Source organism: Brevibacterium sp. R8603A2 (genome assembly GCF_023072605.1).
Taxonomy (GTDB): domain Bacteria; phylum Actinomycetota; class Actinomycetes; order Actinomycetales; family Brevibacteriaceae; genus Brevibacterium; species Brevibacterium pityocampae.
The window spans coordinates 1-25,332 of the sequence record NZ_JALLGN010000012.1; the positions used below are offsets into that span (position 1 = coordinate 1).

23 protein-coding genes are annotated in these 25,332 nt (G+C 71.9%); 18 read left to right on the top strand and 5 right to left on the bottom strand.

All coding sequences use genetic code 11. The annotated features are described in order from the left end of the window. Window positions 1-586 precede the first annotated feature (586 nt). Complete coding sequence (gdhA, locus tag MTQ12_RS11910) at window positions 587-1,930, top strand: NADP-specific glutamate dehydrogenase (protein WP_175406908.1); 1,344 nt, start codon at window positions 587-589, stop codon at window positions 1,928-1,930. 99 nt (window positions 1,931-2,029) lie between these two features. Here the strand turns inward: gdhA and MTQ12_RS11915 are convergent, their stop codons facing one another. Then, on the bottom strand, window positions 2,030-2,650 hold the full coding sequence (locus tag MTQ12_RS11915; RefSeq protein ID WP_247618783.1) for a flavin reductase family protein: 621 nt from the start codon (window positions 2,648-2,650) through the stop codon (window positions 2,030-2,032). A gap of 32 nt (window positions 2,651-2,682) precedes the next feature. Between MTQ12_RS11915 and MTQ12_RS11920 the strand changes: the two genes are divergently transcribed. Next, window positions 2,683-2,943: a DUF3039 domain-containing protein gene (locus MTQ12_RS11920; protein ID WP_137319122.1), complete on the top strand. Its 261-nt coding sequence runs from the start codon at window positions 2,683-2,685 to the stop codon at window positions 2,941-2,943. Then, window positions 2,944-4,734, top strand: a complete 1,791-nt coding sequence (locus MTQ12_RS11925; protein ID WP_247618784.1) for a DEAD/DEAH box helicase — start codon at window positions 2,944-2,946, stop codon at window positions 4,732-4,734. Window positions 4,735-4,743: 9 nt separating this feature from the next. Here MTQ12_RS11925 and MTQ12_RS11930 read toward each other — a convergent pair whose 3' ends face one another. Further along, a complete protein-coding gene (locus MTQ12_RS11930) occupies window positions 4,744-6,063 on the bottom strand; it encodes a nicotinate phosphoribosyltransferase (RefSeq protein WP_247618785.1) in 1,320 nt (439 codons plus the stop codon). Window positions 6,064-6,159: 96 nt separating this feature from the next. Here MTQ12_RS11930 and clpS point away from each other — a divergent pair, with 96 nt between their 5' ends. The 10 genes from clpS to MTQ12_RS11980 all read left to right on the top strand — a co-directional run bounded on the left by clpS (window position 6,160) and on the right by MTQ12_RS11980 (window position 16,220). Continuing rightward, window positions 6,160-6,444, top strand: a complete 285-nt coding sequence (gene clpS, locus MTQ12_RS11935) for an ATP-dependent Clp protease adapter ClpS (RefSeq protein ID WP_247618848.1) — start codon at window positions 6,160-6,162, stop codon at window positions 6,442-6,444. Continuing rightward, window positions 6,445-7,035, top strand: coding sequence for a DUF2017 domain-containing protein (locus MTQ12_RS11940; protein WP_137319126.1), 591 nt, complete (start codon window positions 6,445-6,447; stop codon window positions 7,033-7,035). After that, complete coding sequence (locus tag MTQ12_RS11945; protein WP_247618786.1) at window positions 7,035-7,901, top strand: MBL fold metallo-hydrolase; 867 nt, start codon at window positions 7,035-7,037, stop codon at window positions 7,899-7,901. The genes MTQ12_RS11940 and MTQ12_RS11945 overlap by 1 nt, the downstream gene beginning before the upstream one ends. Further along, window positions 7,898-8,635 (top strand): ribonuclease PH, encoded by a 738-nt coding sequence (rph, locus tag MTQ12_RS11950; RefSeq protein ID WP_137319128.1) that lies wholly within the window; start codon window positions 7,898-7,900, stop codon window positions 8,633-8,635. Before MTQ12_RS11945 ends, rph begins: the two co-directional genes overlap by 4 nt. Continuing rightward, a complete protein-coding gene (gene rdgB / locus MTQ12_RS11955) occupies window positions 8,635-9,240 on the top strand; it encodes an RdgB/HAM1 family non-canonical purine NTP pyrophosphatase (protein WP_247618787.1) in 606 nt (201 codons plus the stop codon). The genes rph and rdgB overlap by 1 nt, the downstream gene beginning before the upstream one ends. Before the next feature lie 215 nt (window positions 9,241-9,455). After that, complete coding sequence (locus MTQ12_RS11960; RefSeq protein WP_247618788.1) at window positions 9,456-10,970, top strand: ABC transporter substrate-binding protein; 1,515 nt, start codon at window positions 9,456-9,458, stop codon at window positions 10,968-10,970. 19 nt (window positions 10,971-10,989) lie between these two features. Beyond that, window positions 10,990-11,937, top strand: coding sequence for an ABC transporter permease (locus MTQ12_RS11965; protein ID WP_137319131.1), 948 nt, complete (start codon window positions 10,990-10,992; stop codon window positions 11,935-11,937). Continuing rightward, entirely contained in the window at window positions 11,934-12,980 is a 1,047-nt protein-coding gene (locus tag MTQ12_RS11970) for an ABC transporter permease (RefSeq protein ID WP_137319132.1), read from the top strand. The genes MTQ12_RS11965 and MTQ12_RS11970 overlap by 4 nt, the downstream gene beginning before the upstream one ends. Window position 12,981: 1 nt before the next feature. Next, window positions 12,982-14,826: an ABC transporter ATP-binding protein gene (locus tag MTQ12_RS11975; protein ID WP_137319133.1), complete on the top strand. Its 1,845-nt coding sequence runs from the start codon at window positions 12,982-12,984 to the stop codon at window positions 14,824-14,826. Further along, window positions 14,823-16,220, top strand: a complete 1,398-nt coding sequence (locus MTQ12_RS11980; protein WP_247618789.1) for an amidase — start codon at window positions 14,823-14,825, stop codon at window positions 16,218-16,220. Before MTQ12_RS11975 ends, MTQ12_RS11980 begins: the two co-directional genes overlap by 4 nt. Window positions 16,221-16,343: 123 nt before the next feature. Here the strand turns inward: MTQ12_RS11980 and MTQ12_RS11985 are convergent, their stop codons facing one another. Continuing rightward, window positions 16,344-17,681 carry a hypothetical protein gene (locus MTQ12_RS11985; protein ID WP_247618790.1) on the bottom strand — a complete coding sequence of 446 codons (1,338 nt, stop codon included), beginning with the start codon at window positions 17,679-17,681 and terminating at the stop codon, window positions 16,344-16,346. A 114-nt stretch (window positions 17,682-17,795) separates the two neighbouring features. On the opposite strand from MTQ12_RS11985, the gene MTQ12_RS11990 reads away from it, so the two are divergent. After that, window positions 17,796-19,013, top strand: a complete 1,218-nt coding sequence (locus MTQ12_RS11990) for a DUF6350 family protein (RefSeq protein WP_247618791.1) — start codon at window positions 17,796-17,798, stop codon at window positions 19,011-19,013. A gap of 40 nt (window positions 19,014-19,053) precedes the next feature. Here MTQ12_RS11990 and MTQ12_RS11995 read toward each other — a convergent pair whose 3' ends face one another. Next, entirely contained in the window at window positions 19,054-19,506 is a 453-nt protein-coding gene (locus MTQ12_RS11995; protein WP_137319137.1) for a hypothetical protein, read from the bottom strand. 27 nt (window positions 19,507-19,533) lie between these two features. On the opposite strand from MTQ12_RS11995, the gene purN reads away from it, so the two are divergent. The 4 genes from purN (at window position 19,534) to MTQ12_RS12015 (ending at window position 22,674) form a co-directional block, all read left to right on the top strand. Then, complete coding sequence (gene purN / locus MTQ12_RS12000; protein WP_137319138.1) at window positions 19,534-20,223, top strand: phosphoribosylglycinamide formyltransferase; 690 nt, start codon at window positions 19,534-19,536, stop codon at window positions 20,221-20,223. Between the two features lie 24 nt (window positions 20,224-20,247). Beyond that, window positions 20,248-21,858 (top strand): bifunctional phosphoribosylaminoimidazolecarboxamide formyltransferase/IMP cyclohydrolase, encoded by a 1,611-nt coding sequence (gene purH, locus MTQ12_RS12005; RefSeq protein ID WP_247618792.1) that lies wholly within the window; start codon window positions 20,248-20,250, stop codon window positions 21,856-21,858. 175 nt (window positions 21,859-22,033) lie between these two features. After that, a complete protein-coding gene (locus MTQ12_RS12010; RefSeq protein WP_247618793.1) occupies window positions 22,034-22,372 on the top strand; it encodes a hypothetical protein in 339 nt (112 codons plus the stop codon). A 104-nt stretch (window positions 22,373-22,476) separates the two neighbouring features. Continuing rightward, the gene (locus tag MTQ12_RS12015; RefSeq protein ID WP_137319140.1) at window positions 22,477-22,674 is read left to right on the top strand and encodes an antitoxin; all 198 of its coding nucleotides are present in this window, start codon (window positions 22,477-22,479) and stop codon (window positions 22,672-22,674) included. A 103-nt stretch (window positions 22,675-22,777) separates the two neighbouring features. Here the strand turns inward: MTQ12_RS12015 and pcrA are convergent, their stop codons facing one another. Then, the gene (gene pcrA / locus MTQ12_RS12020; protein ID WP_247618794.1) at window positions 22,778-25,219 is read right to left on the bottom strand and encodes a DNA helicase PcrA; all 2,442 of its coding nucleotides are present in this window, start codon (window positions 25,217-25,219) and stop codon (window positions 22,778-22,780) included. Between the last annotated feature and the right edge of the window lie 113 nt (window positions 25,220-25,332).

Sequence of the window (25,332 nt, forward strand, 5' to 3'; positions counted from 1 at the left end):
TATTCTTCACGAGCGAAGGCCCCGAAACCCAGTGTTCCGGGGCCTTCGCCCATTCACCACCAAGCACACCCCGGTCGGGGTGTGCCTTCGCGCATTCACCCACGAAGCACCACCCACCGATAGGAGAGCCCGGAACCGCGGGTTCCGGTGGCTGCCATTCGTCGCCCCGGGGTCGGCACCATCTTCGGTCCGTGAACCCTGCGGGTCCCGCCACCCATCACGTCCATTGGGGCGCGGATGCAGCTCCCAGCATTCGTGGTGTCTTCCTTGATGCTGCCGGCTCCCCGAATGTGCTCCGGTCCTGCTTCGCATCGCGGGCACCTCGACTCCGGATGCCGATGTCTCGCCAAGATCCCTCGTTGCTGGCCGGCGAGTGCGCTACCCGGTGTCAGTGCGTTGTCTCTGCGGTTGAGGGCGCGTCCCGGGCTGCGGGTCGGTCGCGGGGCTTCCGGTCGGCCACGGTGACCTTGCACAGATCGGCTGTTCCGCTCTCAGGAACCTTCGGATATCGACCTCTGGAGGGGCGGGAGTCTCGGGGGATGGGCTGGGTGATGGACCAATCGGTCGACCGCATATCATTGCACTCATGTCCTTGCATACCAGTCTTCAGCCGATCTTCGACACCGTCCTGCGGAGGAACCCCGGCGAGTCCGAGTTCCACCAGGCCGCGCACGAGGTTCTGCACTCCCTCGGAGCCGTCGTCGAGAAGCACCCCGAGTACCTCTCGCTCGCCGCGATCGAACGTCTCTGCGAACCCGAGCGCCAGATCATCTTCCGGGTGCCCTGGGTCGACGACAGCGGCCAGGTGCAGATCAACCGTGCCTACCGCGTGGAGTTCAACTCCTCGCTCGGCCCCTACAAGGGCGGCATGCGCTTCCACCCGACGGTGAACTCCGGCATCATCAAGTTCCTCGGCTTCGAGCAGACCTTCAAGAACGCGCTCACCGGCATGCCGATCGGCGGCGGCAAGGGCGGCTCCGACTTCGACCCCAAGGGGCGCAGCGATCTCGAGATCATGCGCTTCTGCCAGTCGCTCATGACCGAGCTCTACCGGCACATCGGTGAGTACACCGACGTGCCGGCCGGCGACATCGGCGTGGGCGAGCGCGAGATCGGCTATCTGTTCGGCCAGTTCCGCCGCATCACCAATCGCTTCGAGGCCGGCGTGCTCACCGGCAAGGGGCTGGCCTACGGCGGATCGATGGTCCGCACCGAGGCCACCGGCTACGGTCTCGTGTTCTTCGTCCGCGAGATGCTCGCCGTCCGTGGCATCGACCTCGGCAGCAAGTCCGTCGTCGTCTCCGGCTCCGGCAACGTGGCGATCCACGCCGCGGAGAAGGCCCAGGCGCTCGGCGCCACGGTCATCGGCATGTCGGACTCCTCGGGCTACATCGAGGACCGCGAGGGCATCGACATCGCGCTCATGAAGCAGATCAAGCTCACCGACGGGCTGCGGATCTCCGAGTACGCGGAGCAGCGCTCGAGCGCCCGCTACGTCGAGGACGGCAACGTGTGGGAGATCAGCACCGACATCGCCCTGCCGTGCGCCACCCAGAACGAGCTCGACGAGGATTCGGCCCGGGCGCTCGTCGCCGGCGGCGTGGTCGCCGTGGCGGAGGGCGCGAACATGCCGTGCACCCCGGCCGCCGTGCGGATCTTCACCGAGGGCAACGTGCTGTTCGGCCCCGGTAAGGCCGCGAACGCCGGCGGCGTGGCCACGAGCGCCCTCGAGATGCAGCAGAACGCCTCGCGCGACAGCTGGGACTTCGCCTACACCGAGCACAAGCTCGACGAGATCATGTCCGGCATCCACGAGCGCTGCGCGGCCGCCGCCGAACAGTACGGCACCCCCGGCGACTACGTTGCCGGGGCGAACATCGCCGGCTTCGTCCGCGTCGCCGAGGCGATGCGGGCCCAGGGAGTCGTCTGAGCCGCGTACCGCCCGGCGTACCCCTCCCGCAGACCCCGTAGGTGGGGAACAGTGCGGAGCGATCGCGGCGACGCGGCCGGGCCCCGGGCCCCGGGAGCCCTAGGAGGAACCGGCGCGGGGCGCGAACGTCCCGTACCCCTCCCCGAACCGGATGAGCGGACGGCCGGTGCCCCGGGTGCCGGCCGTTCCGCATGTCCGGACCTCGCCGACGATGAGTGTGTGCGTGGCGACCTCCAGCCGCTGCGTCAGCGCGAGCTCGAACCACACCGGCGCCTCGGCGACGATCGGCAGCCCGCCGGGGGAGCGGAACGTCGGGACCGGGTCGAGGACGCCGTGGAGCGGCTGCCCGGGCTCGCCCAGCCACTGCGCCGTCCCCTTCTGCTGCGCGGACAGGACGCTGAGCGCCCAGGAGTCGGCGCGTTCGAGCGCCTCCATCATCCGCGAACCGCTGTACACGCTCACCGCCATAGTCGGCGGGTCCCATGACACGTCGAGGAACGAGTCGACGGTGATCGCCTGCGGCTTCCCGGCGCGCAGGCATGTGAGAACCGCGACACCCCGGGAGATCTCCGCGGCCAGACCCCGGTATGCGTCGACGAACCCCGGGTCCCCGACGGCCGCGGAACGGCCTGGTGGGCGCGCCTCAGGGGACGCCGGAGACGGGTCGACGGGTGCGGCGGGCGGGTGGCCGGCGGGCGTGGGGCGAGGGTCGTCGGACATGCACTCCAGTCTAGGAGTCCTAGAATGGGGGCATGTCCGAAACCATTCCGCAGTCCGGCGGCGCCGCCACGATCGAGCGCCAGGCCCAGGAGCAGCTCGTCGAGCCCGGCGACCACGAGCGCTTCTCCCACTACGCACCCAAGGCGAAGATCATGGAGTCCATGGTCACCGGCACCCCGCTCATCGCGCTGTGCGGCAAGGTGTGGGTGCCCACCCGTGACCCCGAGCGGTTCCCGGTGTGCCCCAAGTGCAAGGAGATCTTCGAGACGATGCCCGAAGGACCCCAGGAGTAGATGACGGGTCCGCAGAGGGTCCCGGGAACCTCAGCGGCAGAGCACCTGCCACCCGCATTCCCCGAACGCGCCGCGTGGGGAACCGCGGGCAAGCTGCGTGCCTGGCAGGCCGAGGCCCTGGATCAGTACTTCCGCACCGAACCGCGCGACTTCCTCGCCGTCGCCACGCCCGGCGCCGGCAAGACGACGTTCGCCCTCCGGCTGGCCGCCGAGCTCCTCGCCCAGCAGAAGGTCGACCGGGTGACCGTCGTCGCGCCCACCGAGCACCTCAAGACGCAGTGGGCCGACGCCGCCGGGCGCGTGGGCATCCGGCTCGACCCGCACTTCAAGAACAGCCAGGGCCGCCACGGCGTCGGCTTCCACGGTGTGGCGGTGACCTACGCGCAGGTCGCGGCGAAGCCGGTGCTCCACCACAACCGGACCGCGGCCGCGCGCACCCTCGTCATCCTCGACGAGATCCACCACGCCGGCGACAGCCTGTCCTGGGGCGAGGCGATCCGGGAGGCCTTCGAGCCCGCCCGGCGCCGGCTGTCGCTCACCGGCACGCCCTTCCGCTCCGACACCTCGGCGATCCCGTTCGTCGAGTACGCGCCCGACGACGAGGGCATCCGCACCTCCCAGTCGGACTACTCCTACGGCTACTCCCGGGCGCTCAGCGACGGCGTGGTGCGCCCGGTGATCTTCATGACGTACTCCGGCCAGATGCGCTGGCGGACGAAGACCGGCGACGAGATGTCGGCGGTGCTCGGCGCCGAGGCGACGAAGGACATCCACGCCCAGGCCTGGCGCACCGCGCTCGACCCCAGGGGCGAATGGATCCCCGCCGTGCTCACCGCCGCGGACCGGCGCCTCACCGAGGTCCGCCGCACCGTCCCCGACGCCGGCGGGCTCGTCATCGCCACCGATCAGGAGACCGCGCGCGCCTATGCGAAGCGCCTCACGGAGCTGACCGGGGAGCCGGTCACCGTCGTCCTGTCGGACGAGGCCGGGGCGAGCCGGCGGATCGAGGAGTTCCAGGACTCCGAGCGCCGCTGGATGGTCGCCGTGCGGATGGTGTCCGAGGGCGTCGACGTGCCGCGGCTCGCCGTCGGCGTGTATGCCACCTCCTCTTCGACCCCGCTGTTCTTCGCGCAGGCGATCGGCCGCTTCGTGCGCGCCCGGCGGCGTGGGGAGACCGCCTCGATCTTCCTCCCAAGCGTGCCGATCCTCCTCGCACTGGCCAACCAGCTCGAGGCCGAGCGCGACCACGCGCTCGATCGGAAGCCGGACCCCGACGACGACGGCACGGTGACCTTCGACGACGAGGCGCTCGAGCGCGCCAATCAGTCGGAGTCCGCCCCCGACGACCTGCTCGGGGCCTTCGAGGCCCTCGACGCACAGGCGTCGTTCGATCGGGTGCTGTTCGACGGCGGCGAGTTCGGCGCCGGGGGAGCGGTCGGCTCGGACGACGAGCTCGACTTCATCGGCCTGCCCGGCCTGCTCGAACCCGACCAGGTCACCGCGCTGCTGCGCACCCGCCAGGCCGAGCAGACGAAGCGCAAGACCAACGGGGCCGGACCCGGGCCGGTCGCCGACACCGGCGACGAGCTCGAGCACCGCGCGCTCAAGGAGGAGCGGAACCAGCTGCAGAGCCTCGTCGGCGCCTGGGCGCGCCGTACGGGCAAGCCGCACGGCAAGATCCACGTCGAGCTCCGCGCCGCCTGCGGCGGGCCGGCGGTCGCGCAGGCGAGCCGCGCACAGATCCAGGCCCGGATCAAGAAGCTCCAGGCCTGGTTCGTCGGCCGCTCCTGAGCCGGCGGCTCAGCCGGAGTAGTACACCGTGGGGATCGCCGGCTCGCCGTCCTGCAGGCGGTGCGCCGAGCGCGGCAGCTCGCCGACGGACTCCGCGTGCCGCACCTGCGCGCGGCGCACGCCCTCGGCCCCGGTGAACGCGTCGTCGATCTCCCCGTCGACGACGAGGTCGACGAGCAGCGCCCGGCCGTCGAAGTCCGCCGGGAGAGCGGGAACGCCGATCGACTCCTCGGTCGCGATCGACCCGTCGTAGCTGCGCACCGCCTGCTTGATGCCGCCGTGCGAGGCCTTGGACTTCGACGCCTTCTCCACCGATACCCAGGTGCCTTCGGCTCCCTGGCGTGCGACGAGCTTGTAGACGAGACTCGCCGTCGGTGCGCCGGAGCCGGTGACCACGCGGGTGCCGACCCCGTAGGCGTCGACCGGGGCGGCCTGCAGCGCGGCGATCGCGTACTCGTCGAGATCGCTCGTCACGGTGATCTTGGTGTTCCGCGCCCCCCGCGCGTCGAGCTTCTCGCGCACCTCGTGGGCCTGGATCCCGAGGTCGCCGGAGTCGAGCCGCACCCCGCCGAGCTCCGGGCCGGCGATCTCGATCGCGGTGTCGAGCGCGGTGTCGACGTCGTAGGTGTCGAGGAGGAGGATCGTGTCCTTCCCGAGCGAGTCCACCTGGGCGGCGAAGGCCTGCCGCTCGGTGTCGTGGAGGAGGGTGAAGGAATGGGCCGAGGTGCCGATCGTGCGCAGGCCGTAGCGGCGCCCGGCCTCGAGGTTCGACGTCGATGCGAAACCGGCGATGACGGCGGCGCGCGCGGCGGCGACGGCGGCGGCCTCATGGGTGCGGCGCGAGCCCATCTCCGCGCACGGCCGGTCCCCGGCGGCGCCGCTCATCCGGGAGGCCGCCGAGGCCACCGCGGTGTCGTAGTTGAGGGCGGACAGGATGAGGGTCTCGAGCACGACGCCCTCGGCGAAGCTCGATTCCACGGACAGCAGCGGCGATCCGGGGAAATAGACCTCGCCCTCGGCGTAGCCGCGGATCGTGCCGCTGAACCGGTAGTCGGCGAGCCAGTCGAGGGTGGGGGCGTCGACGACGCCCGTGCTGCGGAGGAAGTCGATCTCTTCACCCGTGAAGCGGAAGTCCCGGAGCATCTCGAGGATCCGACCGGTGCCGGCGACCACACCGTAGCGGCGACCGTGCGGCAGCCGTCTGCCGAACACCTCGAACACGCTGCGTCGCTGCGCGGTGCCCGCGGCGAGCGCGGCCTGGAGCATGGTGAGCTCGTAGTGGTCGGTGAATAGCGCCGTCGACGGCGACGAGGGTGTGAGATCACTCATAAGGACGATCCTATTGCACACTTCCGGGCCGTCGAGCTGCGCGGGATCGCTTACAGTGGACGGGTGACATCCACCTCCGCGGGCTCCCAGGCCGTACTGGAACCTGAGGTCGAGGTCCGGACCGGGACCCGGCCGGAGACCCCCTGGGTGACCATCGTGTTCAACGATCCGGTCAATCTCATGAGCTATGTCACCTACGTCTTCCAGAGCTACTTCGGCTACTCCCGCCTCAAGTCGGAGAAGCTCATGTACGAGGTCCACGAGGACGGCCGCTCCGTCGTCGCCACCGGCTCCCGCGAGCAGATGGAGCGCGACACCGCGGCGATGCACGGGTTCGGCCTGTGGGCCGCCTGTCGCCGGGCCGACCAGGGAGACTCCTGAGTGAAGATCACCCCCGGACCCCGCGGCACCGCCCGCCTCGATCTCAGCAGCGCGGAGAAGAGCGTCTTCGTCTCCGTGTTCTCCGACACCGCCGCCCTGCTCGGCCATGACGAGGGACGGGACGCCGGTGAGCTCAGCGAGGCCGAGCAGCTCGCCCGGCTCGTCGGGATGGGCGGCGAGGTCGAGCGCCCCACCGACCCCGCACTCCTGCGGCTCCTGCCCGACGTCGACCCCGACGATCCCGAGCGCTCCGCGGAGTTCCGCCGCCTCACCGACCTCGACCTCCGCGAGTCCAAGCTCGCCAATCTCCGGATCGCCCTCCACTCGCTCGGGGCGAGCGGCCGCGTCGAGCTCGACGGTCCCGCGCAGCGCGCATGGCTGACCGCGCTCACCGATGTGCGGCTCGTCGTCGCGAGCCGGCTCGGTCTCGAGACCGACGCCGACCTCGAGGACCTCTACGCCCGCGAGGAGGAGCTGCCCGACAGCGAGGCGATGCTCGTCACCGTGTACGACTTCCTGACCTGGGCGCAGGAGCGCCTGGCCGGGATCCTGCTCGACTCCCTCACCCCACCCGAGAAAGAGGACCCCTGATGCGGCTCACCGCGATCGGCACCTCGGGCTCGTTCCCCGGACCCACCTCGGCGGCGAGCTGCTACCTCCTCGAAGCCGAGGCGGGCGGCCGCACGCACCGGATCCTGCTCGACCTCGGCAGCGGTGCGCTGGGCGCGCTCCAGGCCCACTGCTCTCCGGCCCAGATCGACGCCGTCGTCCTCACCCACCTCCACCCGGACCACTGCCTCGACGTCACCGGCCTCTACGTCCATCGCTGCTACGACCCCGATCACTTCTTCACCACCGGGGAACCCGGCGGCGGGCGCGCCCCGCTCCCGGTGTGGGGGCCGGCCGGCACCGAGCGGCGGCTCGCCGCGGCCTACCACACCGACCCGGGGCTGAGCCCGTGCGCCGAGCAGGCGCACGAGACCGACCTCACCACGGTGTTCGCCTTCCACGACATCACGCCCGGGGCCCGCTTCGAGGTGGGGCCCTTCGCGATCGAGTCCTTCCTCGTCGATCACCCGGTGGAGGCCTACGCCCTGCGGGTCACCGGGTCCGACGGCGGCGTGCTCACCTACTCCGGGGACTCCGACGAGTGCGAGGCGCTCGTCGCCGCCGCCCGGGACGCCGACGTGTTCCTGTGCGAGGCGGCGTTCCAGGAGGACCGCGACACGGTGCGCGGCATCCACCTCACGGGCCTGCGCGCCGGCCGGGTCGCGACCGCGGCCGCGGCACGGGCGCTCGTCCTCACCCACATCCCGCCGTGGACCGACACCGGGACCGTGCGCGCCGAAGCCGCGGCCGAATTCGCCGGCCCGATCGGCGTCGCCGCCCCCGGCGGCGCCTGGACCATCGACCCCATCCCGGCCGCCGGCCGGCCCACCTTCGAGGAGACCCGATGACACGACCCGACGGACGCGCAGTCGACGAGCTGCGCGAGGTGCGGATCACCCGCGGCTGGCTCGACCATGCGGAGGGGAGCGTGCTCGTCGAGTTCGGGCGCACCCGGGTGCTCTGCGCGGCTTCACTCACCGAGGGCGTGCCCCGCTGGCTCAAGGGCCAGGGACGCGGCTGGGTGACCGCTGAGTACGCGATGCTCCCGCGCGCCACGAACACCCGCAGCGCGCGCGAATCGATCAAGGGCAAGGTCGGCGGCCGGACGCACGAGATCTCCCGCCTCATCGGCCGCGCGCTGCGCGCGGTGGTCGACATGAAGGCGCTCGGGGAGAACACTCTGCAGCTCGACTGCGACGTGCTCCAGGCCGACGGCGGCACCCGCACCGCGGCGATCACCGGGGCCTACGTCGCGCTCGCCGATGCGATCTCCACCGGCCGCAGTCGCGGCTGGATCCCCGCCGCGGTCGACCCGCTCACCGACTCCGTCGCCGCGGTGAGCGTGGGGATCGTCGACGGCACCGCGGTCCTCGACCTGCCCTATGTCGAGGACTCCACCGCGCAGACCGACATGAACGTCGTGATGACCGGCTCCGGCGCCTTCGTCGAGGTGCAGGGCACCGCCGAGGGCGCGCCGTTCGACCGCACCGAGCTCGGCACCATGCTCGACCTCGCGACCACCGGCTGCGCCCGGCTCACCGAGATCCAGCGCACCGCGCTCGCCGCCCCGCTGGAGCGCTGATGACCCGGCGCTTCGTGCTCGCGACCCGCAACGAGAAGAAGCGGGTCGAGCTCGCCGCGATCCTGGGGCAGGCGCTGGGCGAGGACGTCGAGGTGCTCACCGCTGCCGACCTCGACCTGCCCGAGGTCGCCGAGACCGGCGTGACCTTCGAGGCCAACGCCCTGCTCAAGGCGCACTCGGCGGCCGCGGCCTCCGGGCTGCCGGCGATCGCCGACGACTCCGGGCTCGCCGTCGACGTGCTCGGCGGGGCGCCCGGGATCTTCTCCGCCCGCTGGGCCGGCCGCCACGGCGACGACGCCGCGAACCTCCGGCTGCTCCTCGACCAGCTCGCCGACGTGCCCGATGAGCACCGCGGCGCGGCCTTCGTGTGCGCCGCGGCCTACGTCGGACCCGACGGGGCGGAGCGGGTGCACCGGGGCCGGTTCACCGGCCGCCTCATCCGCTCGCCGCGCGGGGACAACGGCTTCGGCTACGACCCGATCTTCGTCCCCGAGGGCGAGGAGCGCACCGCCGCAGAGCTCACCGCGGCGGAGAAGAACGCCCGGTCCCACCGGTTCCTCGCTCTCACCGCTCTCGCCGCGGACCTCCCGCCGGCGCTGCGCTGAGGCTGCGCCGGCCGCCTGCCCACACCGTCCGGACGGCGGGCGTCGACTGTCCGCACGGCGAGCGCCGGCGGCGGCCCGACATTCTGCGATCACCCTGCTGACCAGGACGTGATCTCCGCTACACTGTGATCCAGACTGGCCGAACGATCGTTCGGCACTCGGGTGCGCCCGGCAGCGGCGGCATCGCCGCGGGCACAGTGAGAATGAGGAGATCCATGGGACATCGTCGCGTCATCGGAACCCTGGCGGCCGCCGCCGCGATCGCGCTCACCGCGAGCGCATGCAGCGCCGGCGCGAGCAGCACGAGTGAGGGCGAGGGCGGCGAGTCCCGCACCGACATGGTCGTCGCGCACACCGCGGAGCCGGTCAACCTCGACTTCACCACGACAGCCGGTGCCGCCATCCCGCAGGCGCTCATGGAGAACGTCTACGAATCGCTCGTGCGGATCGACCAGTCCGGTGAGCTCCAGCCCGCGCTCGCGACGAGCTGGGAGGTCAGCGAGGACCGGACCGAGTACACCTTCGACCTGCAGGACGGGGTGACGTTCTCCAACGGGGACGAGTTCACCTCCTCCGACGTCAAGTTCTCGTACGAGCGCGTGAAGTCCGACGCCTGGCAGAACCAGCTCAAGACGAAGATGGACATCGTCGAGAGCATCGAGACGCCCGACGACTCCACCGTGACGATCACGCTCACCCAGCCCTCGAACCGCTGGCTGTTCGACCTCGCCTCGCTCGTCGGTGCGGTGTTCAGCGAGGACGCCGTCAACGACCTCGCGAACCAGGCCGTCGGCACCGGACCCTTCGAGGTCTCGGCCTTCACCCGCGGCCAGGAGATCGTGTTCGACGCCCGCGACGACTACTGGGGCGAGGCCCCGGCGCTCGAGGAGGTCACCTTCAAGTACTTCCGCGACTCCGTCGCCGCGACGAATGCGCTGCGCTCGGGGGAGGTCGACGTCATCGGCAACCTCCAGGCCCCCGAGCTCGCCGGCGAGCTCGAGTCCACCGAGTTCCAGGTCATCGAGGGGACCTCGAACGGTGAGGTCGTGCTCTCGATGAACAACGCCGACGGCGTGTTCGCCGACCAGAAGGCGCGCGAGGCGGTCCTCTACGCGATCGACGAGCAGACGATCCTCGACACCGCCTGGGGCGGCTACGGCACGCTCATCGGCGGCATGGTGCCGCCCACCGACCCCTACTACGAGGACCTCACCGGGGTGTGGGAGCACGACGTGGAGAAGGCCCAGGAGCTCGTCGAGGAGGCCGGGATCGCCGGCGAGGAGATCCGCTTCGCGGTGCCCAACCTCCCGTACGCCACCGCGATCGGCGACATCGTCGTGTCCCAGCTCGAGGAGGCCGGTCTGTCGGCGACGATCGAGTCCCAGGAGTTCCCGGCGGTGTGGCTCGACCGGACCTTCACCAACCACGACTACGACATGTCGGTGATCAACCACGTCGAGGCACGCGACATCCTCACCGTGTTCGGCGAGGGGTCCTACACCGGCTACGACCACACCCGGATCGACGAGCTCGCCGCGCAGGCCGATGCCGGCACCGAGGAGGAGTACGTCGAGGGCATGAAGGAGGTCGCCCGGACGATCACCGAGGACGCCGGAGCCGGCTTCGCCTTCCTCTTCCCCAACCTCATCGTCGCCGACCCCGCGGTGCAGGGCCTGCCGGAGAACTGGGTGTCCGACGCGTTCCCGATCGCCACGCTCTCGTGGAGCTGACGGCGGGATCCTGACACCGATGCTGCGCTATGTCCTCGTCCGGGTGCTCCAGTTCCTCCTCACCGCCTGGATCGCCTCGATCATCGTGTTCGCCCTCATGCAGGTGCTGCCCGGCAACGCCGCGCAGGTGGCGCTCGGCACGAACGCCACACCCGAGGCGGTCGCCCGGCTCGAGGCCGAGTACGGGCTCGACCGCCCCCTCGTCGTCCAGTACCTCGACTGGATCGGCGGGGTCGTCATCGGCGACTTCGGCCGCTCCTACGTCACCGAGGCCGACATCACCCCGGTGATCTCGGACTCGATCCAGGTCACGCTCATCGTCGTCATCGCCTCGATGGCGCTCGCGCTGCTCATCGCGGTGCCGCTCGGCACCGCCGCCGCGGTGTTCCACAACCGTGCCGCCGGCGTGGCGATCTCCGGCGCCTCGCAGGTGGGCATCGCGATCCCGAACTTCCTCGCCGCGATCATCCTGGTGATGATCTTCTCGCTCGGCCTCGGCTGGTTCCCGTCGAGCGGCTGGCGGGCCCCGATCGAGGGGATCGGGGAGTTCCTCGAGCGGCTCGTCCTGCCCGTCACCGCGCTCGCGCTCGTGCAGGCCGCGATCCTCACCCGCTACGTGCGCTCGGCCGTGCTCGAGGTCATGCGCGAGGACTTCCTCCGCACCGCCCGCGCCAAGGGGCTCACCGCCGGCCGCGCGCTCGTCAAGCACGGCCTGCGCAACGCCGCGATCCCGGTCGTCACCGTCGCCGGCGTGCAGCTGGCCACGCTGCTCATCGGCGCCGTCGTCATCGAACAGGTGTTCGTGCTGCCGGGGATGGGCTCCGAGCTCGTCCGCGCCGTGTCCAACCGCGACCTCCTCACGGTGCAGGGCATCGTCATGGTGCTCGTCGTCCTCGTCCTGCTCCTCAACCTCATCGTCGATCTCCTCTACAGCGTGCTCGACCCGCGTGTCAGGAGGGCCGCATGACCCCCGAACCGCAGCACCCGGACCCCGCCGCTCCCGAACCGTCGGCGGCGGCGCGCACCGCTCCCGCCGCGACGGCCGGGTCAGCTCCGCGCAGTCCGATCCCGAACGGGAACGACCCTCGCAGCACCGACCAGCACGGCGCGGACCAGCACCGCACGGCCCCGGACGGCACCGACCCGGACAGCACCGATCCGACCGGCCCGGCGGCGCCCGCCCGGCAGCGGGTCGGCTGGAACGCCTCGCTCGTCATCGGGGTGGTGCTCGTCGGGATCGTCGTCCTCATGGCGCTCGTGTCCTACCTGTGGACCCCGTACGACCCGACGCAGGCCGTCCCGGACGACCGCCTGCAGGGGATGACGGGGGACCACTGGTTCGGCACCGACCGGTACGGCCGCGACACCTTCACCTGGATCATGTACGGCTCCCGGATCACCCTGCTCGTGGGCATCGTGTCCGTCGCGATCGCGATGCTCATCGGCGTACCGCTGGGCATCATCGCCGGGATGACGAACAGCGGGATCCTCTCCGGGCTCATCATGCGCGGCAACGACCTCCTGCTCGCGTTCCCGGCGCTCCTGCTCGCGATCGTGTTCTCCGCGGTCTACGGGCCGGGCACGGGACCGGCGATGGTGGCGCTCGGCATCGCCTCGATCCCGGGGTTCGCCCGCGTCGCCCGCTCGGGCACGATGCAGGTGATGAGCACCGAGTACGTCATGGCCGCGCGCGCTGCGAACCGGCGTGCGCCGGCGATCGCCGCGCGCCACGTGCTGCCGAACATCGCCGGGATGGTCGTCGTCCAGGGCTCGGTCGCGTTCGCGCTCGCCGTGCTCGCCGAGGCCGGCCTGTCGTTCCTGGGCCTCGGCACCCAGGCACCCACCCCGTCCTGGGGCCGGATGCTCCAGGAGTCCCAGCAGTTCCTCGGCACCCGGCCGGAGCTCGCACTGTTCCCCGGCCTGTTCATCGCGATCGCCGTGCTCGGCTTCAACCTGCTGGGCGACGGACTGCGCGACCGGATGGACCCCAAGCTCCGAGGACGGGAGTGAGATGAGCACACCGCACACACCCGCGGCCCGCGACACCGCGAACGGCGGCCCCGCGACGACGGACAGCACAGCGGACGCACCGCTCGTCGCCGTCGAGGACCTGACGATCAGCGCCGGCGGGCGCACCCTGCTCCACCCCACCTCGTTCGCCATCGGCGCCGGCGAGCGCGTCGGGCTGATCGGGGAATCCGGGTCGGGCAAATCGCTGACCTCGCAGGCGATCATGGGCCTGCTGCCCCAGGAGCTCACCGCGCGCGGCTCGATCGCGCTCGCAGGCGGCTCCGGCAACCTGCTGCAGCAGTCCGAATCGCAGCTCGCCCGGCTCCGCGGCCGGGAGATGAGCATGGTGTTCCAGGAGCCGATGAGCGCCCTCAACCCGCTCATGCGGGTGGGCGACCAGGTCGCCGAGGTCATGCGCATCCACCGCACCGCCGGTGCCGCACGCGCCCGGGAGCGCGCCGTCGAGCTGCTCGACAGCGTCCGGCTGCCCGACCCCGCAGCCGCCGCGCGCGCCTTCCCGCACCAGCTCTCCGGCGGCCAGCGCCAACGCGTCATGCTCGCCATGGCACTGGCGAACTCGCCCCGCCTGCTCATCTGCGATGAGCCGACCACCGCGCTCGACGTCACCGTCCAGGCGCAGGTCCTCGAACTCATCGGCGAGGCGGTCGAGAGGGAGAACACCGGGCTGCTGTTCATCACCCACGACCTCGCCGTCGTCGCCGGGGTGTGCGAGCGGGTCATGGTGATGTACCGCGGGGAGCTCGTCGAGTCCGGGACGAGCGAACAGATCTTCACCGACCCCCAGCACGAGTACACGCGCGGACTCCTCGCCGCTTCCGACCTCACCGCCACCGACGCACGCGGCCGCCTGTTCACCATCGCCACCGCCGCGCAGTACCACTCCGGCGCCGAAGCGGGCAGCGATACGGACAGCGACCCGGGCCGCACGACGGGCGCGGCGACGAGCACTCCGGCCGGCGAGGCGACGCGCGGGGGAGTGGGCACCTCGGCCGATCCCGATGCGCCGCTCATCGAGGTCACCGACCTCGTCAAGACCTACCGGCGGACCAAGTCCTCGCTGTTCGGACGCGCCGACGAGGTGCCCGCGCTCGGCGGGATCTCGCTCTCGATCCCCGCCGGCCGACGGTTCGGGATCGTCGGCGAGTCCGGCTCCGGCAAATCCACCCTGCTCAAGATCCTGTCCGGGCTCGACACCCCGACGAGCGGGCGCGTGCGCGTGGGCGACGTCGAGGTCGGCTCCGCCGGGGAAGCCGAGCTGCGCCGGATGCGCGAGGATCTGCAGATCGTGTTCCAGGATCCCTTCGCCTCCCTCGACCCCCGCATGCGGGTGGCCGACATCATCGCCGAGCCGCTCGTCCCGATGGGCGTCGCCGCCGGCGAGCGGCGCTCCCGCGTCGCCGACGTGCTGCAGGCGGTGGGCCTCGACGCCGATTCCGCGCAGCGCTACCCGCACCAGTTCTCCGGCGGGCAGCGGCAGCGTATCTCGATCGCACGCGCACTCGTGTGCCGACCGCGGATCCTCGTCGCCGACGAACCGGTGTCCGCACTCGACGTCTCCGTCCGCGCGCAGGTGCTCAACCTGCTCACCGACCTCGTCGAGGAGTACGCGCTCACCCTGGTGTTCGTCTCCCACGACCTCGGAGTCGTGCGCCACCTGTGCTCCGACGTCGCGGTGATGCGCGGCGGGGAGATCGTGGAGTCCGGCCCCGTCGAGGAGATCTACACCGACCCCCAGCACCCGTACACGGCCGACCTCGTCGCCGCCACCCCGACCCTCGCGGCAGTCTTCGCCGACGCCGGATCCGACCCCAGGGAGCGACCATGACCTTCCCCCGCACTCTCGCCGACCTCTCCACCGCGGAGCTCGGCTCCGGCTACCAGGCCGGCGACTTCTCCCCGGGCGAGGTGCTCGACGCGGTCGCCGAACGGATCGCCGCGTGCGAACCGACGATCAACGCGCTGTGGCACGAGGACCTCGCCGCCGCGCGCTCCCGGGCGGAGGAATCCGGCGCCCGCTGGCGCTCCGGGCAGCCCCGCGGCGCGCTCGACGGGGTGCCGGTGACGATCAAGGAGAACATCGCCCGGAAGGGTGTGGCGATGCCCTCGGGTCACGCCGCCGGCGACCCGCAGCCCGCCGACCACGACGCTCCCATCACCGAGCGGCTGGAGGAGGCCGGGGCGATCATCGTCGGCTCCACGGTGATGCCCGACTGGGGGATGCTGTCCTCCGGGGTGTCCTCCCGGCACGGGATCACCCGGTCCCCGCTCGACCCGGCCCTCACCACCGGCGGCTCGTCCTCCGGGGCGGGTGCGGCGGCCGCCGCCGGCTACGGGCCGATCCACATCGGCTCCGACATCGGCGGCTCGATCCGGCTCCCCGGCACCTGGCTCGGCCTCGCCACCCTCAAGCCGAGCTTCGGCCGGATCCCGCTCGACGCCCCCTACCTGGGCCGCTGCGCCGGGCCGCTGGCCCGCACGGTCGACGACCTGCGCGCGGCGATGACGGTGATCGGACGGCCCGATGCGCGCGACTATTCCCAGCTCCCGCCCTACTCGGGGGACTACCGGGTGCCGGACTTCTCCGTCAGCGGCCTGCGCGTCGCGGTGCACACCGAGGCGGGGTGCGGCATGCCCACCGACCCGGAGGTGGCCGCCGTCGTCGACGCCGCCGCGCAGCGCTTCGCGGACGCCGGGGCGCAGGTGACCCGGATCGCGCCGTTCATGTCCGAGGAGCTGCTCGTCGACGTCGACCGGTTCTGGCGGGTGCGCTCCTGGGTCGACTACCACGGCCTCGACATCGAGGACCAGCGCCGGATCCTGCCCTATGTGGCCCGCTGGTGCACCGCCGGTGCCGATGTCCCCGGCGCGGAGCTGCTCCGCTGCTACCAGAGCATCCAGACGATGCGGCAGGCGACCGTCGCGGCGACCGAGCCCTTCGACCTCGTGCTGTCCCCGGTCGCGCCGGTGGCCGCGTTCACGGCGGAGTGGCCGATGCCCTTCAACGACCCCGACCAGCCGATGGGGCACATCTCCTTCACCGTGCCCTACAACATGTCCGAGCAGCCGGCGGCGAGCGTCAACGCCGGGTACACGGCCGACGGGCGCACCGTGGGGCTGCAGCTCGCCGGCCGCCGCTTCGACGACGCCGGGGTGCTCGCCGCCGCGGAGTGGTTCGAGCGCTCCGCCGGGATCGCGGCACCGGAGCGCACCGTCGGCTGACCGCGGCCGCGGACCATCGTGCGCGGCAGCGCTCCCCGAGACCGCAGCGGCGGCCCCGGCCGAATGGCCGGGGCCGCCGCTGCATTCATCCCGCGAGGTGCGGGCCCGAAGCGCTGGGGCCGATCAGAAGAACGAGACCGAGACGGCGTCCCCCTCGATCGCGACCGAGCCGGAGACGCTGAGGTCACCGCTGCCGGTCCACGCTCCCTTGCCCTGCGTCTTGGAGTCCATTGTGAACTCGATCTTGCCGAGCGAGGAGGTGAAGAAGGAGCCGGCGGACAGATCCGAGCTCATCGTCGCGGAGACCTTGGGCTGCTTGCTGATCGTGTAGTCCACGCTGCCGTCCACCCCGTCGTCGAGCGCCTCGACGCCGGTCCGCGAGTCGGTGCCGCCGATGCCGAACGGGCAGCCCTCCGGCTCGAGGTCCTTCTTCTTCGCGCACTCGTTGAGCGCGTCCTCGACAGCCTTCTGCACGTCGGTGCTGAACGCGTCGGTGGCCTGCACGTCGATGGTCATCGACGCCGGCTGCGGCTGCTCGGTGGGGGAGAAGCCGACGGTGAGCTGATCCGATCCGGCCTGGAAGTACTTGCTCTCCGGGGTCGCCACCGCATAGGTGCCGGGCATCACCGCATACTCGGTGCGGCCGCCCTCCTCGGGGTTGAATTCCTCGCCGTTGACCGTGGCGCCCTCGATCTTGGGCAGCTCGACCGCGATCGTCTGCAGGACCGGGCCGGTGAGCACCCAGTTGTCGAAGAACAGGCCCTGGCGGCCCTCCTTGTTCGCGGTCAGGGTGAGCTCGTGCGGCTGGCCGCCGAGCGTGTAGACGGCGTCGATGGTGGCGGTGTCGCCGTTGATCGTCGTGTTCTCCACCGTCGCGTCGGTGATGACGTCCTCGGAGGCCGCGGCGAACTTCGGGTCGAGGAGCAGCTCGTTGGCACCGTCGGGCACGGTCGGCGCGGCGATCTCGTTCGCCGCCGCGATGTCCTGGTTCTCGAGCGCGGTGAGGTACTCCTGCGCGACGGTGTCCGGCCCGTACTGCGAGCGGTTGACCGAATTCACCACGATCGCGCCGATGACGACGAGGAGGATGACGACGCCCACGGCGGTGAGCGAGAGGATGAGCGGCAGCTTCGACTTCTTCTTCGCCTGCTGCTGCTCGGGCGGGACGTAACCCGGGGCCGGTGCCGGCTGCGGTGTCGCACCGGCGGCACCCATACCGGGGCCGGAGGCGGAGTAGGCCGGGGGAGGGGACCCCTGGGCCGGTCCCGAGGCGGAGTAGGCCGGGGGAGGGGTGCCGTGCTCCGGCTGTCCCCAGCCGCCGCCGGACTCGCCCTGCGGCGAGTAGCCGGGACGCGGCGGCACGCCACCGGGGCCTTTCGCCGGGGGGCCGGGCTGCTGCCAGCCCTGCGGACCGCGGGGATCGCCCGGGGAGCCAGGGGGGAGATTGCTTCCGGAGCTCATCAGGATCCGTTCCTCACAGTTGTCGGGGGGCATGGGACACTGGGATCAAAATTATCACGGAGGCCCGGACCGGGGTGTGTCGAAGCGGCAACATCCCATGACGGTTCGGGCATCATGGCATGGGTGAAGGGACCAGCGGACTCCGGGCGGGCGCCGGGCATGATCGGGCGGCACCCGGCCGTCATCGGACTGTTCGAGAGCGCCCGTGTGCTCCTCCTGCTCGTCCTCACCGCTCTCCTCCTGGCCGCCGTCGCGTGGTTCATCGGCATCGCCGAGCAGCGGCCGCTCGCCGCGATCGCCGCCTGGGCGGCCACCGGGCTCGGCGTCGTCCACGGTCTGAACGCCGACCTCGAGACGCATCGGCACTCCCTGCCGCCCACCTCGCTCACGCTGCTCGTCTGGCTGCTCGTGCTCCAGGCCGCGCGCCGGACCCGGCGCGCACTGCACGCCAACGAGCGGCTCGCCGCCGCCGGTGCCCCACTGGTGCTCACCCGCCCGCGCCTCATCGCCGGGTCCGTGCTCGCGGGCACCCACCTCCTGCTCGTCCTCGTGCTCGCGTTCGGCTTCGGAGCGATCGGTGCGAGCGTGCTCGGGTTCGCCCGGATCATCGTGCTCGTCGGCAGCGCGGTGCTGCTCGGCCTCGGATGGCGGCCCGACGCCGAGCCGGTGCGCGCCCGGGTGCGCGACCTGGCGGGGCCGCACTGGGCCGAGGCGCTGGCAGCCGGCCATGCGGTGTTCCGGAGGGCGGGGCTCGCCGCGCTCGTCGTGGGCCTGCTCGCCCTCGGCGCCGCGCTCGCGCTGCGCTGGGAGCAGGCGGCCTCCGTGCTCGCGCTCTACTCCGATGCCACCGCCGCGGCGGTCGGCCTCACCGCCGTCCAGCTCCTCTTCGCCCCGACACTCGTGGTGCTCGGCCTCGCCTGGACCTCCGGGGCGGGCGTCGTCCTCGCCTCCGGCGCGCTCGCCTCACCATTCACCGCGGTCGAGGTGCCCGTCGCCGGGTTCCCCGTGCTCGCCGCGGTGCCCCAGGACCCGGCCGGGGCGTTCGTCCTCGTCCCGCTCGCCGTCGTGCTGTGCGGGATCGTCGCGGTCATCGGGCGGCCCGCCTGGCACCTCGTCGATCTGCGAGCGGTCGCGGTGATCGGGATCGAGATGCTGCTCGCGGGACTGTTCGTCGGCCTGTTCGCGTCCGGGGCCGTGGGCCCCGGGGGCCTCGCCGGGTTCGGCCTGCAGCCGGTGCTGTTCGCCCTCGCGGTGGCCGGGGAGATCGCACTGGGAGCGGCGATCGGCTGGGGACTGGTGCGCCTGGCCGGGCGGGGCCGCGCCGCGGACTGAGCGCCGCACGCTGCATCGAGGCCCGCTGCGCTCTGAGCGGTCAGCCGGGGTACGGCTGTCCGGTCGTCTTCTCGAACCAGGTGGAGAGCCCGGAGTTGTACTCCGCCGTGCAGCCGACGGAGGCCTGCTCGGTGATCGCTTCGCGGATGCACGTCTCGTACTGCGCCTGCACCGGCCAGATGGCGATCGTGCCGAGGGTCGCCAGCAGCATGTAGAGGCAGCTGAGGGCGGCGAGGATCCCGAGGACGATCCAGCTGCCCTTCTTCTTCGTCCGGGCGCCGGCGATGAAGTAGCGGACCACCCACACGAGGGCGAGGACGGCGAAGACGCCGGCGGCCATCCGATAGGGGAGGGGGAACGTCGTGGCGAGCAGCGCCCCGCCGAAGAACAGCGCGAGGATCGTGCCTTCGCGGTTGCGCGCGGCGGCCGCGCGGGTCTCCGCGTCCTCGGTCCGGTCGGGCTCGGTGCGGGGTTTCTGGTCGACGGGGCTCACCCGTTCAGTCTGGCATAGAATGGCCGCGTGCGCTGTGTTCTCCTCGCCTCCGGATCCGGCAGCCTGACCCAGGCCGTGCTCGACGCCTTCGTCGTCCCCGATCCCGCCGGCGCGGCCGCACCCGGCCCGGCCTCCGGCCGCAGCGATGGTGCGGCGACCGGGCCCGCGAGCGGCGTGGAGATCGTCGCCGTCGGCTCGGACACCGCCTCCGCCGGAGCACTCGAGAGGGCGGCGCGCGCCGGGATCGACACCTTCGTCGTCGCCCCCCGCGACCACCCGGACCGGGACGCCTGGAACCATGCGCTCGCCGAGGCCGTCGCGGCCCACCGGCCCGACTGGGTGGTATCGGCCGGCTTCATGCGCATCCTCGGCCCGACGTTCGTCACCCGCTTCGCCCAGCGCATCATCAACACCCACCCCGCGCTGCTCCCGGCATTCCCCGGCGCGCACGGGGTGCGCGACGCGCTCGCCCACGGCGTCAAGGTCACCGGCACCACGATCCACCTCGTCGACGACGGGGTGGACACCGGGCCGATCATCGCCCAGTTCCCGGTCGCCGTCCGCGACGACGACACCGAGGACACCCTCCACGAGCGCATCCGCGCCGTCGAGCGCGCACGCATCGTCGAACTGCTCGCCTCCCTGGCCGAGCACCCCCTGGATGTCTCCGGGCGGCGCGTCACCGGCTTCGTGCCGGCGCCCGCCGGCCGGATCTGAACCGCACCCAACGAAGGAGAACCCGTGGAAGCCGTACGGCCCATCCGTCGCGCACTCATCAGCGTGTACGACAAGTCCGGACTCACCGAACTCGCCACCGGCCTCGCCGCCGCCGGCGTGACGATCGTGTCGACCGGCTCCACCGCCGCCCGGATCGCCGAGGCCGGGGTCGACGTCACCCCGGTGGAGGACCTCACCGGCTTCCCCGAGTGCCTCGAGGGCCGCGTGAAGACCCTGCACCCGCGCGTCCACGCCGGCATCCTCGCCGACACCCGCAAGCCCGAGCACCTCGACCAGCTCGCCGAGCTCGGCGTCGAGGCCTTCGACCTCGTCGTCGTCAACCTCTACCCCTTCAGCGAGACCGTCGCCTCGGGCGCGGGCTTCGACGAGTGCGTCGAGCAGATCGACATCGGCGGGCCCTCGATGGTGCGCGCCGCGGCGAAGAACCACCCGAGCGTCGCCGTCGTCACCGACCCGGCCCGCTACGCCGAGGTCGTCGAGGCCGCCGCGGGCGAGGGCTTCGACCTGGCGACCCGGCGCCGGCTGGCGCAGGCCGCCTTCGAGCACACCGCGGCCTACGACGTCGCCGTCGCGACGTGGTTCGGCGAGCAGGACTCCCGCAGCGACGAGATCGCCGGCCGGGCAGGCGGCGCCGCGGCAGGTGACGGAATCGAGACCGGCACGGCTGCGCTGCCGGGGTTCTTCGGGCTCGCCGTGGAGAAGACCGCGGATCTGCGCTACGGGGAGAACCCGCACCAGAAGGCCGCGGTCTACGCCTCCCCGGGTGCCGGGGGGATCGCGAACGCCCGGCAGCTCCACGGCAAGGAGATGTCCTACAACAACTACCAGGACACCGACGCCGCGATCCGCGCCGCGAACGACTTCCGGACCCCGGCCGTCGCGATCATCAAGCACGCCAACCCGTGCGGCATCGCCACCGCCGACACCGTCGCCGAGGCGCACCGCCTCGCCCACGAGTGCGATCCGGTGTCCGCGTACGGCGGCGTCATCGCCGTCAACCGGGAGGTCACCGTCGAGCTGGCGGAGTCGATCGCCCCGATCTTCACCGAGGTCGTCGCCGCGCCGTCCTTCGCACCTGCCGCCCTCGAGGTGCTCCAGCGGAAGAAGAATCTGCGTCTGCTCGAGCTCGGTGAGCCCGCCGCCCCGGAGGCCGAGTTCCGGCAGATCTCCGGCGGCCTGCTCGTGCAGGACCGCGACGTGTTCCAGGCCCCCGGCGATTCCCCGGAGAACTGGACGCTGGCAGCCGGTCCCGCCGCCGATGCGCAGGCGCTCGCGGACCTCGAATTCGCCTGGCGCGCGTGCCGGGCGGTGAAGTCGAACGCGATCCTGCTCGCCCGCGGCGGCGCCTCCGTGGGCGTCGGCATGGGCCAGGTCAACCGGGTCGACTCCGCTCACCTCGCGGTGCAGCGCGCCGGAGGAGAGCGGGCCCGCGGTGCGGTCGCCGCTTCCGACGCCTTCTTCCCGTTCGCCGACGGCCTCGAGGTGCTCATCGCCGGCGGGGTCACCGCCGTCGTGCAGCCGGGCGGGTCGATCCGCGACGAGGAGGTCATCGCCGCGGCCGAGGCCGCAGGACTCACGATGTACCTCACGGGTACCCGCCATTTCTTCCACTGATCCTCAGTCCGCGGCCTCGGCGCCCCGCACCCGCGCCGAGGCGCGGGCCCGGGCGGCGGATGCCGGGGCTCGGCACGCCGCGCGCAGCGCCCACGTTCCGGTGCACGCCGCCCCCGGGGACACCGGGGCGGCCCGGCACGCGGCGGCGAGCGGCGATCCGGCACGACGGCATGCGGTGCGACGCCCGCCCCTGCGCCGCACCTCGAAGGGCCGCAACCCGATCGCGAAGCGCTGGATCTACTGGCGCCGCCGGTACTCGAACCCGACCCGCCGGGACTGGCTGCTCCTCATCTGCCTGCTGTGGATCCTCGCGTCCGCGGCGCTGAGCCTCGTCGACTTCCGGCTCGGCGGGATCGCGCTGGCGGCCTGTCCGCTCGCGCTCGCGGGCCTGCGCGCGATGCCGTCGCCGTGGGGCGAGATCTGGATCAACCGCTCCCGGGGCGTCGACATGGCCACGATGGTCCTCGTCGCCGTCCTGCTGCTCTCCCTCACCGTCACCGTCCCCAACGTCTGAGCGGTGCCCGGGATCGACTGTTTACAGCCGCCCGCATCCGATGTCAGGATGAATGCGTGGGCGGGGGGACCCCCGCCTGATCCCGACAGCGAAGGAGAATCACCATGGGACTCGGAGACCTGGGAAACAAGGCACAGGACGCTCTCAACACCGAGAAGGGCGAGCAGATCAGCGATCAGGGCATCGACAAGGCGCACGACGCGGCCTCCGGTGTGGGCGGCGGCAAGTTCGACGACCAGATCCAGCAGGGCCGCGACGCCGCCGACCAGCGCGTGGGCGACGACGGCGCCGACGAGAAGTGACGTTCCACCACTGACCCCCACCGCGTGAGCGCCGCCGGCGGCGGATCTGCGGACGTTCAGGGCCGGCACCCGAGAGGTGCCGGCCCTGAGCTGTGTCCGCGCCTCAGCTGATCTTCTCGACCGGGGCGTAGCGCATGAGGAGGCGCTTGGTGCCCTCCGAGCCGAAGTCCACGGTGGCGACGGTCTTGTCCCCGGCCCCGGCGACCTCGACCACGGTGCCGAGTCCGAAGGAGTCGTGGGAGACCTTGTCGCCCGGCTCCACCTGCGGCACCTCGCGGTTGGGGCGGATCCGGTTGGGGAACCCGCCCGGGGACGTCCCGGCGCGCGCCCCGCCGCGGCGACCGCCGCGGGAGCCGGACGCCCCGGACCCGTTCGCCGGGGAGCCCGCGCCGCCGGAGCGGGAACCGGGGGACCAGGCGCCGGAGAACGCACGGTCGGCTCCGGAGGTGTTCAGCGATCCCGTGCTCTCCCAGTCGACGAGCGAGTCGCCGAGCTCGCTGAGGAAGCGGCTGGGCGGGTTGTACGTCGGCTGGCCCCACATGCTGCGGGTCTCCGCGCGGGACAGGAAGAGCTTCTGCCGGGCCCGGGTGAGGCCGACGTAGGCGAGGCGGCGCTCCTCGGCGAGCTCCGCGCTCGTGTTGAAGGACCGCTGGTGCGGGAACGTGCCGTCCTCGAGCCCGGTGAGGAACACGACGGGGAACTCGAGCCCCTTGGCGGTGTGGAGGGTCATGAGCGTGACCTCGCCGACGTCCTGATCCGGGATCTGGTCCGCATCGGAGGACAGGGACACCTGCTCGAGGAACTCGTCGAGCGTGCCCTCGGGATTCGTCCGGCCGTAGTCCTCGGCGACCGCGACGAGCTCGGCGAGGTTGTCCACCCGCGACTCGTCCTGCGGGTCGGTGCTGCGGTGGAGCTCGGCGAGATAGCCCGTCTGCTCGAGCACGGACTCGAGGATGCGCGACACCGGGGCTCCCTCCGCGGTGGTGCGGAGGTCGGCGAGCAGCTCGCGGAACCGGGTGATCGGGCCGAGCGAGCGGCTCGACAGGCCCGGGGCCTCCTCCGCGCGGTCGAGGGCGGCGGCGAAGCTCATCCGCTCGCGTTCGGCGAGCGCCCCGACGAGCGCCTCGGTGCGGTCGCCGATCGAGCGCTTGGGGACGTTGAGGATGCGGCGCAGGTTGACGTCGTCGTCGGGGTTCGCGATGACCCGCAGGTAGGCCAGCGCGTCCTTGATCTCCTTGCGCTCGTAGAAGCGGGTGCCGCCGACCACTTTGTACGGCATGCCGGCGCGCATGAGCGCGTCCTCGATCGCGCGGGACTGCGCGTTCGTGCGGTAGAACACCGCGAAGTCGCCGTAGGTCAGGGAGTCGGAGTCCATGAGGGTGTCGATCCGCTCGGTGATGAAGCGGGCCTCGGCCTGCTCGGACTCCGCGACCCAGCCGGTCACCGGATCCCCGGGGCCGGCGTCGGTCCACAGGCGTTTGTCCTTGCGGTCGTCGTTGTGGGAGATCACCGCGTTCGCCGCGGACAGGATGTTCTGGGTGGAGCGGTAGTTCTGCTCGAGGAGGATGACACGGGCCTGCGGGAAGTCCTCCTCGAACTCGACGATGTTGCGCACCGTCGCGCCGCGGAAGGCGTAGATCGACTGGTCGGCGTCGCCGACGACGGTGAGCTCCGCGGTGGGTGCGGGGAGGTCCGCGCCGGCGAGCGCCCGGATGAGCCGGTACTGCGCCGGGTTCGTGTCCTGGTACTCGTCGACGAGGATGTGCGCGAAGCGCGCCCGGTAGTTCGCCGCGATGTCGGGGAACGCGTCGAGCAGGTGGACGGTCTCCATGATGAGGTCGTCGAAGTCGAAGGCATTGGCCAGGCGCAGGCGCTCGGAGTAGCGGCGGTAGATCTCGGCGAGCGCCTGCTCGGAAGGATTGTTCTCCTGCGCCCGGGAGGCGTAGTCGTCCGCGGTGAGGAGGTCGTTCTTGAGGTTGGAGATCCGGTGCTGCAGGGAGCGCGGGGTGAACTTCTTCGAGTCGAGGCCGGCCTCGCGGACGCACTGCGTGATGAGGCGCAGGGAGTCCTGGGAGTCGTAGATCGTGAAGTTCGACTTCATCCCCAGGGCCTTGGCCTCGCGGCGCAGGATCCGCACGCACGCGGAGTGGAAGGTCGAGATCCACATCCCGCGGGCGGCCGGCCCGACGAGCTCGGTGATCCGCTCGACCATCTCCTTGGCGGCCTTGTTCGTGAAGGTGATCGCGAGGATCTGGCCGGGGTGGGCGCGCCCGGTGCGCAGCGCGTAGGCGATCCGGCGGGTGAGCACGGCGGTCTTGCCCGAGCCGGCGCCGGCGACGATGAGGAGGGGGGAGCCGGTGTGCTCGACGGCGGCGAGCTGCTGCGGATTGAGGCCCTCGACGAGAGCGGCCGCGGTGGCCGGAGCAGCAGGGCCGGGGGCGGCGGGCTCCTGGGCCGAGGGGCCCGCGGGGGCACCGGCGGATGCGGCGGTGCTGGACGGCTCGGACGCGGGGGGAGCGTTGAGGAACTCGAACGGTGAAGTCATGGTGACACGCAATCTACCTGGCGGTGCGGACACGGGCGAGGTCGGCCGCCGCGGGCCGGCGGACGCGAAGCGACCGGGGACCGCGGCGGCGGTCCCCGGTCGTGGGCCGGGAC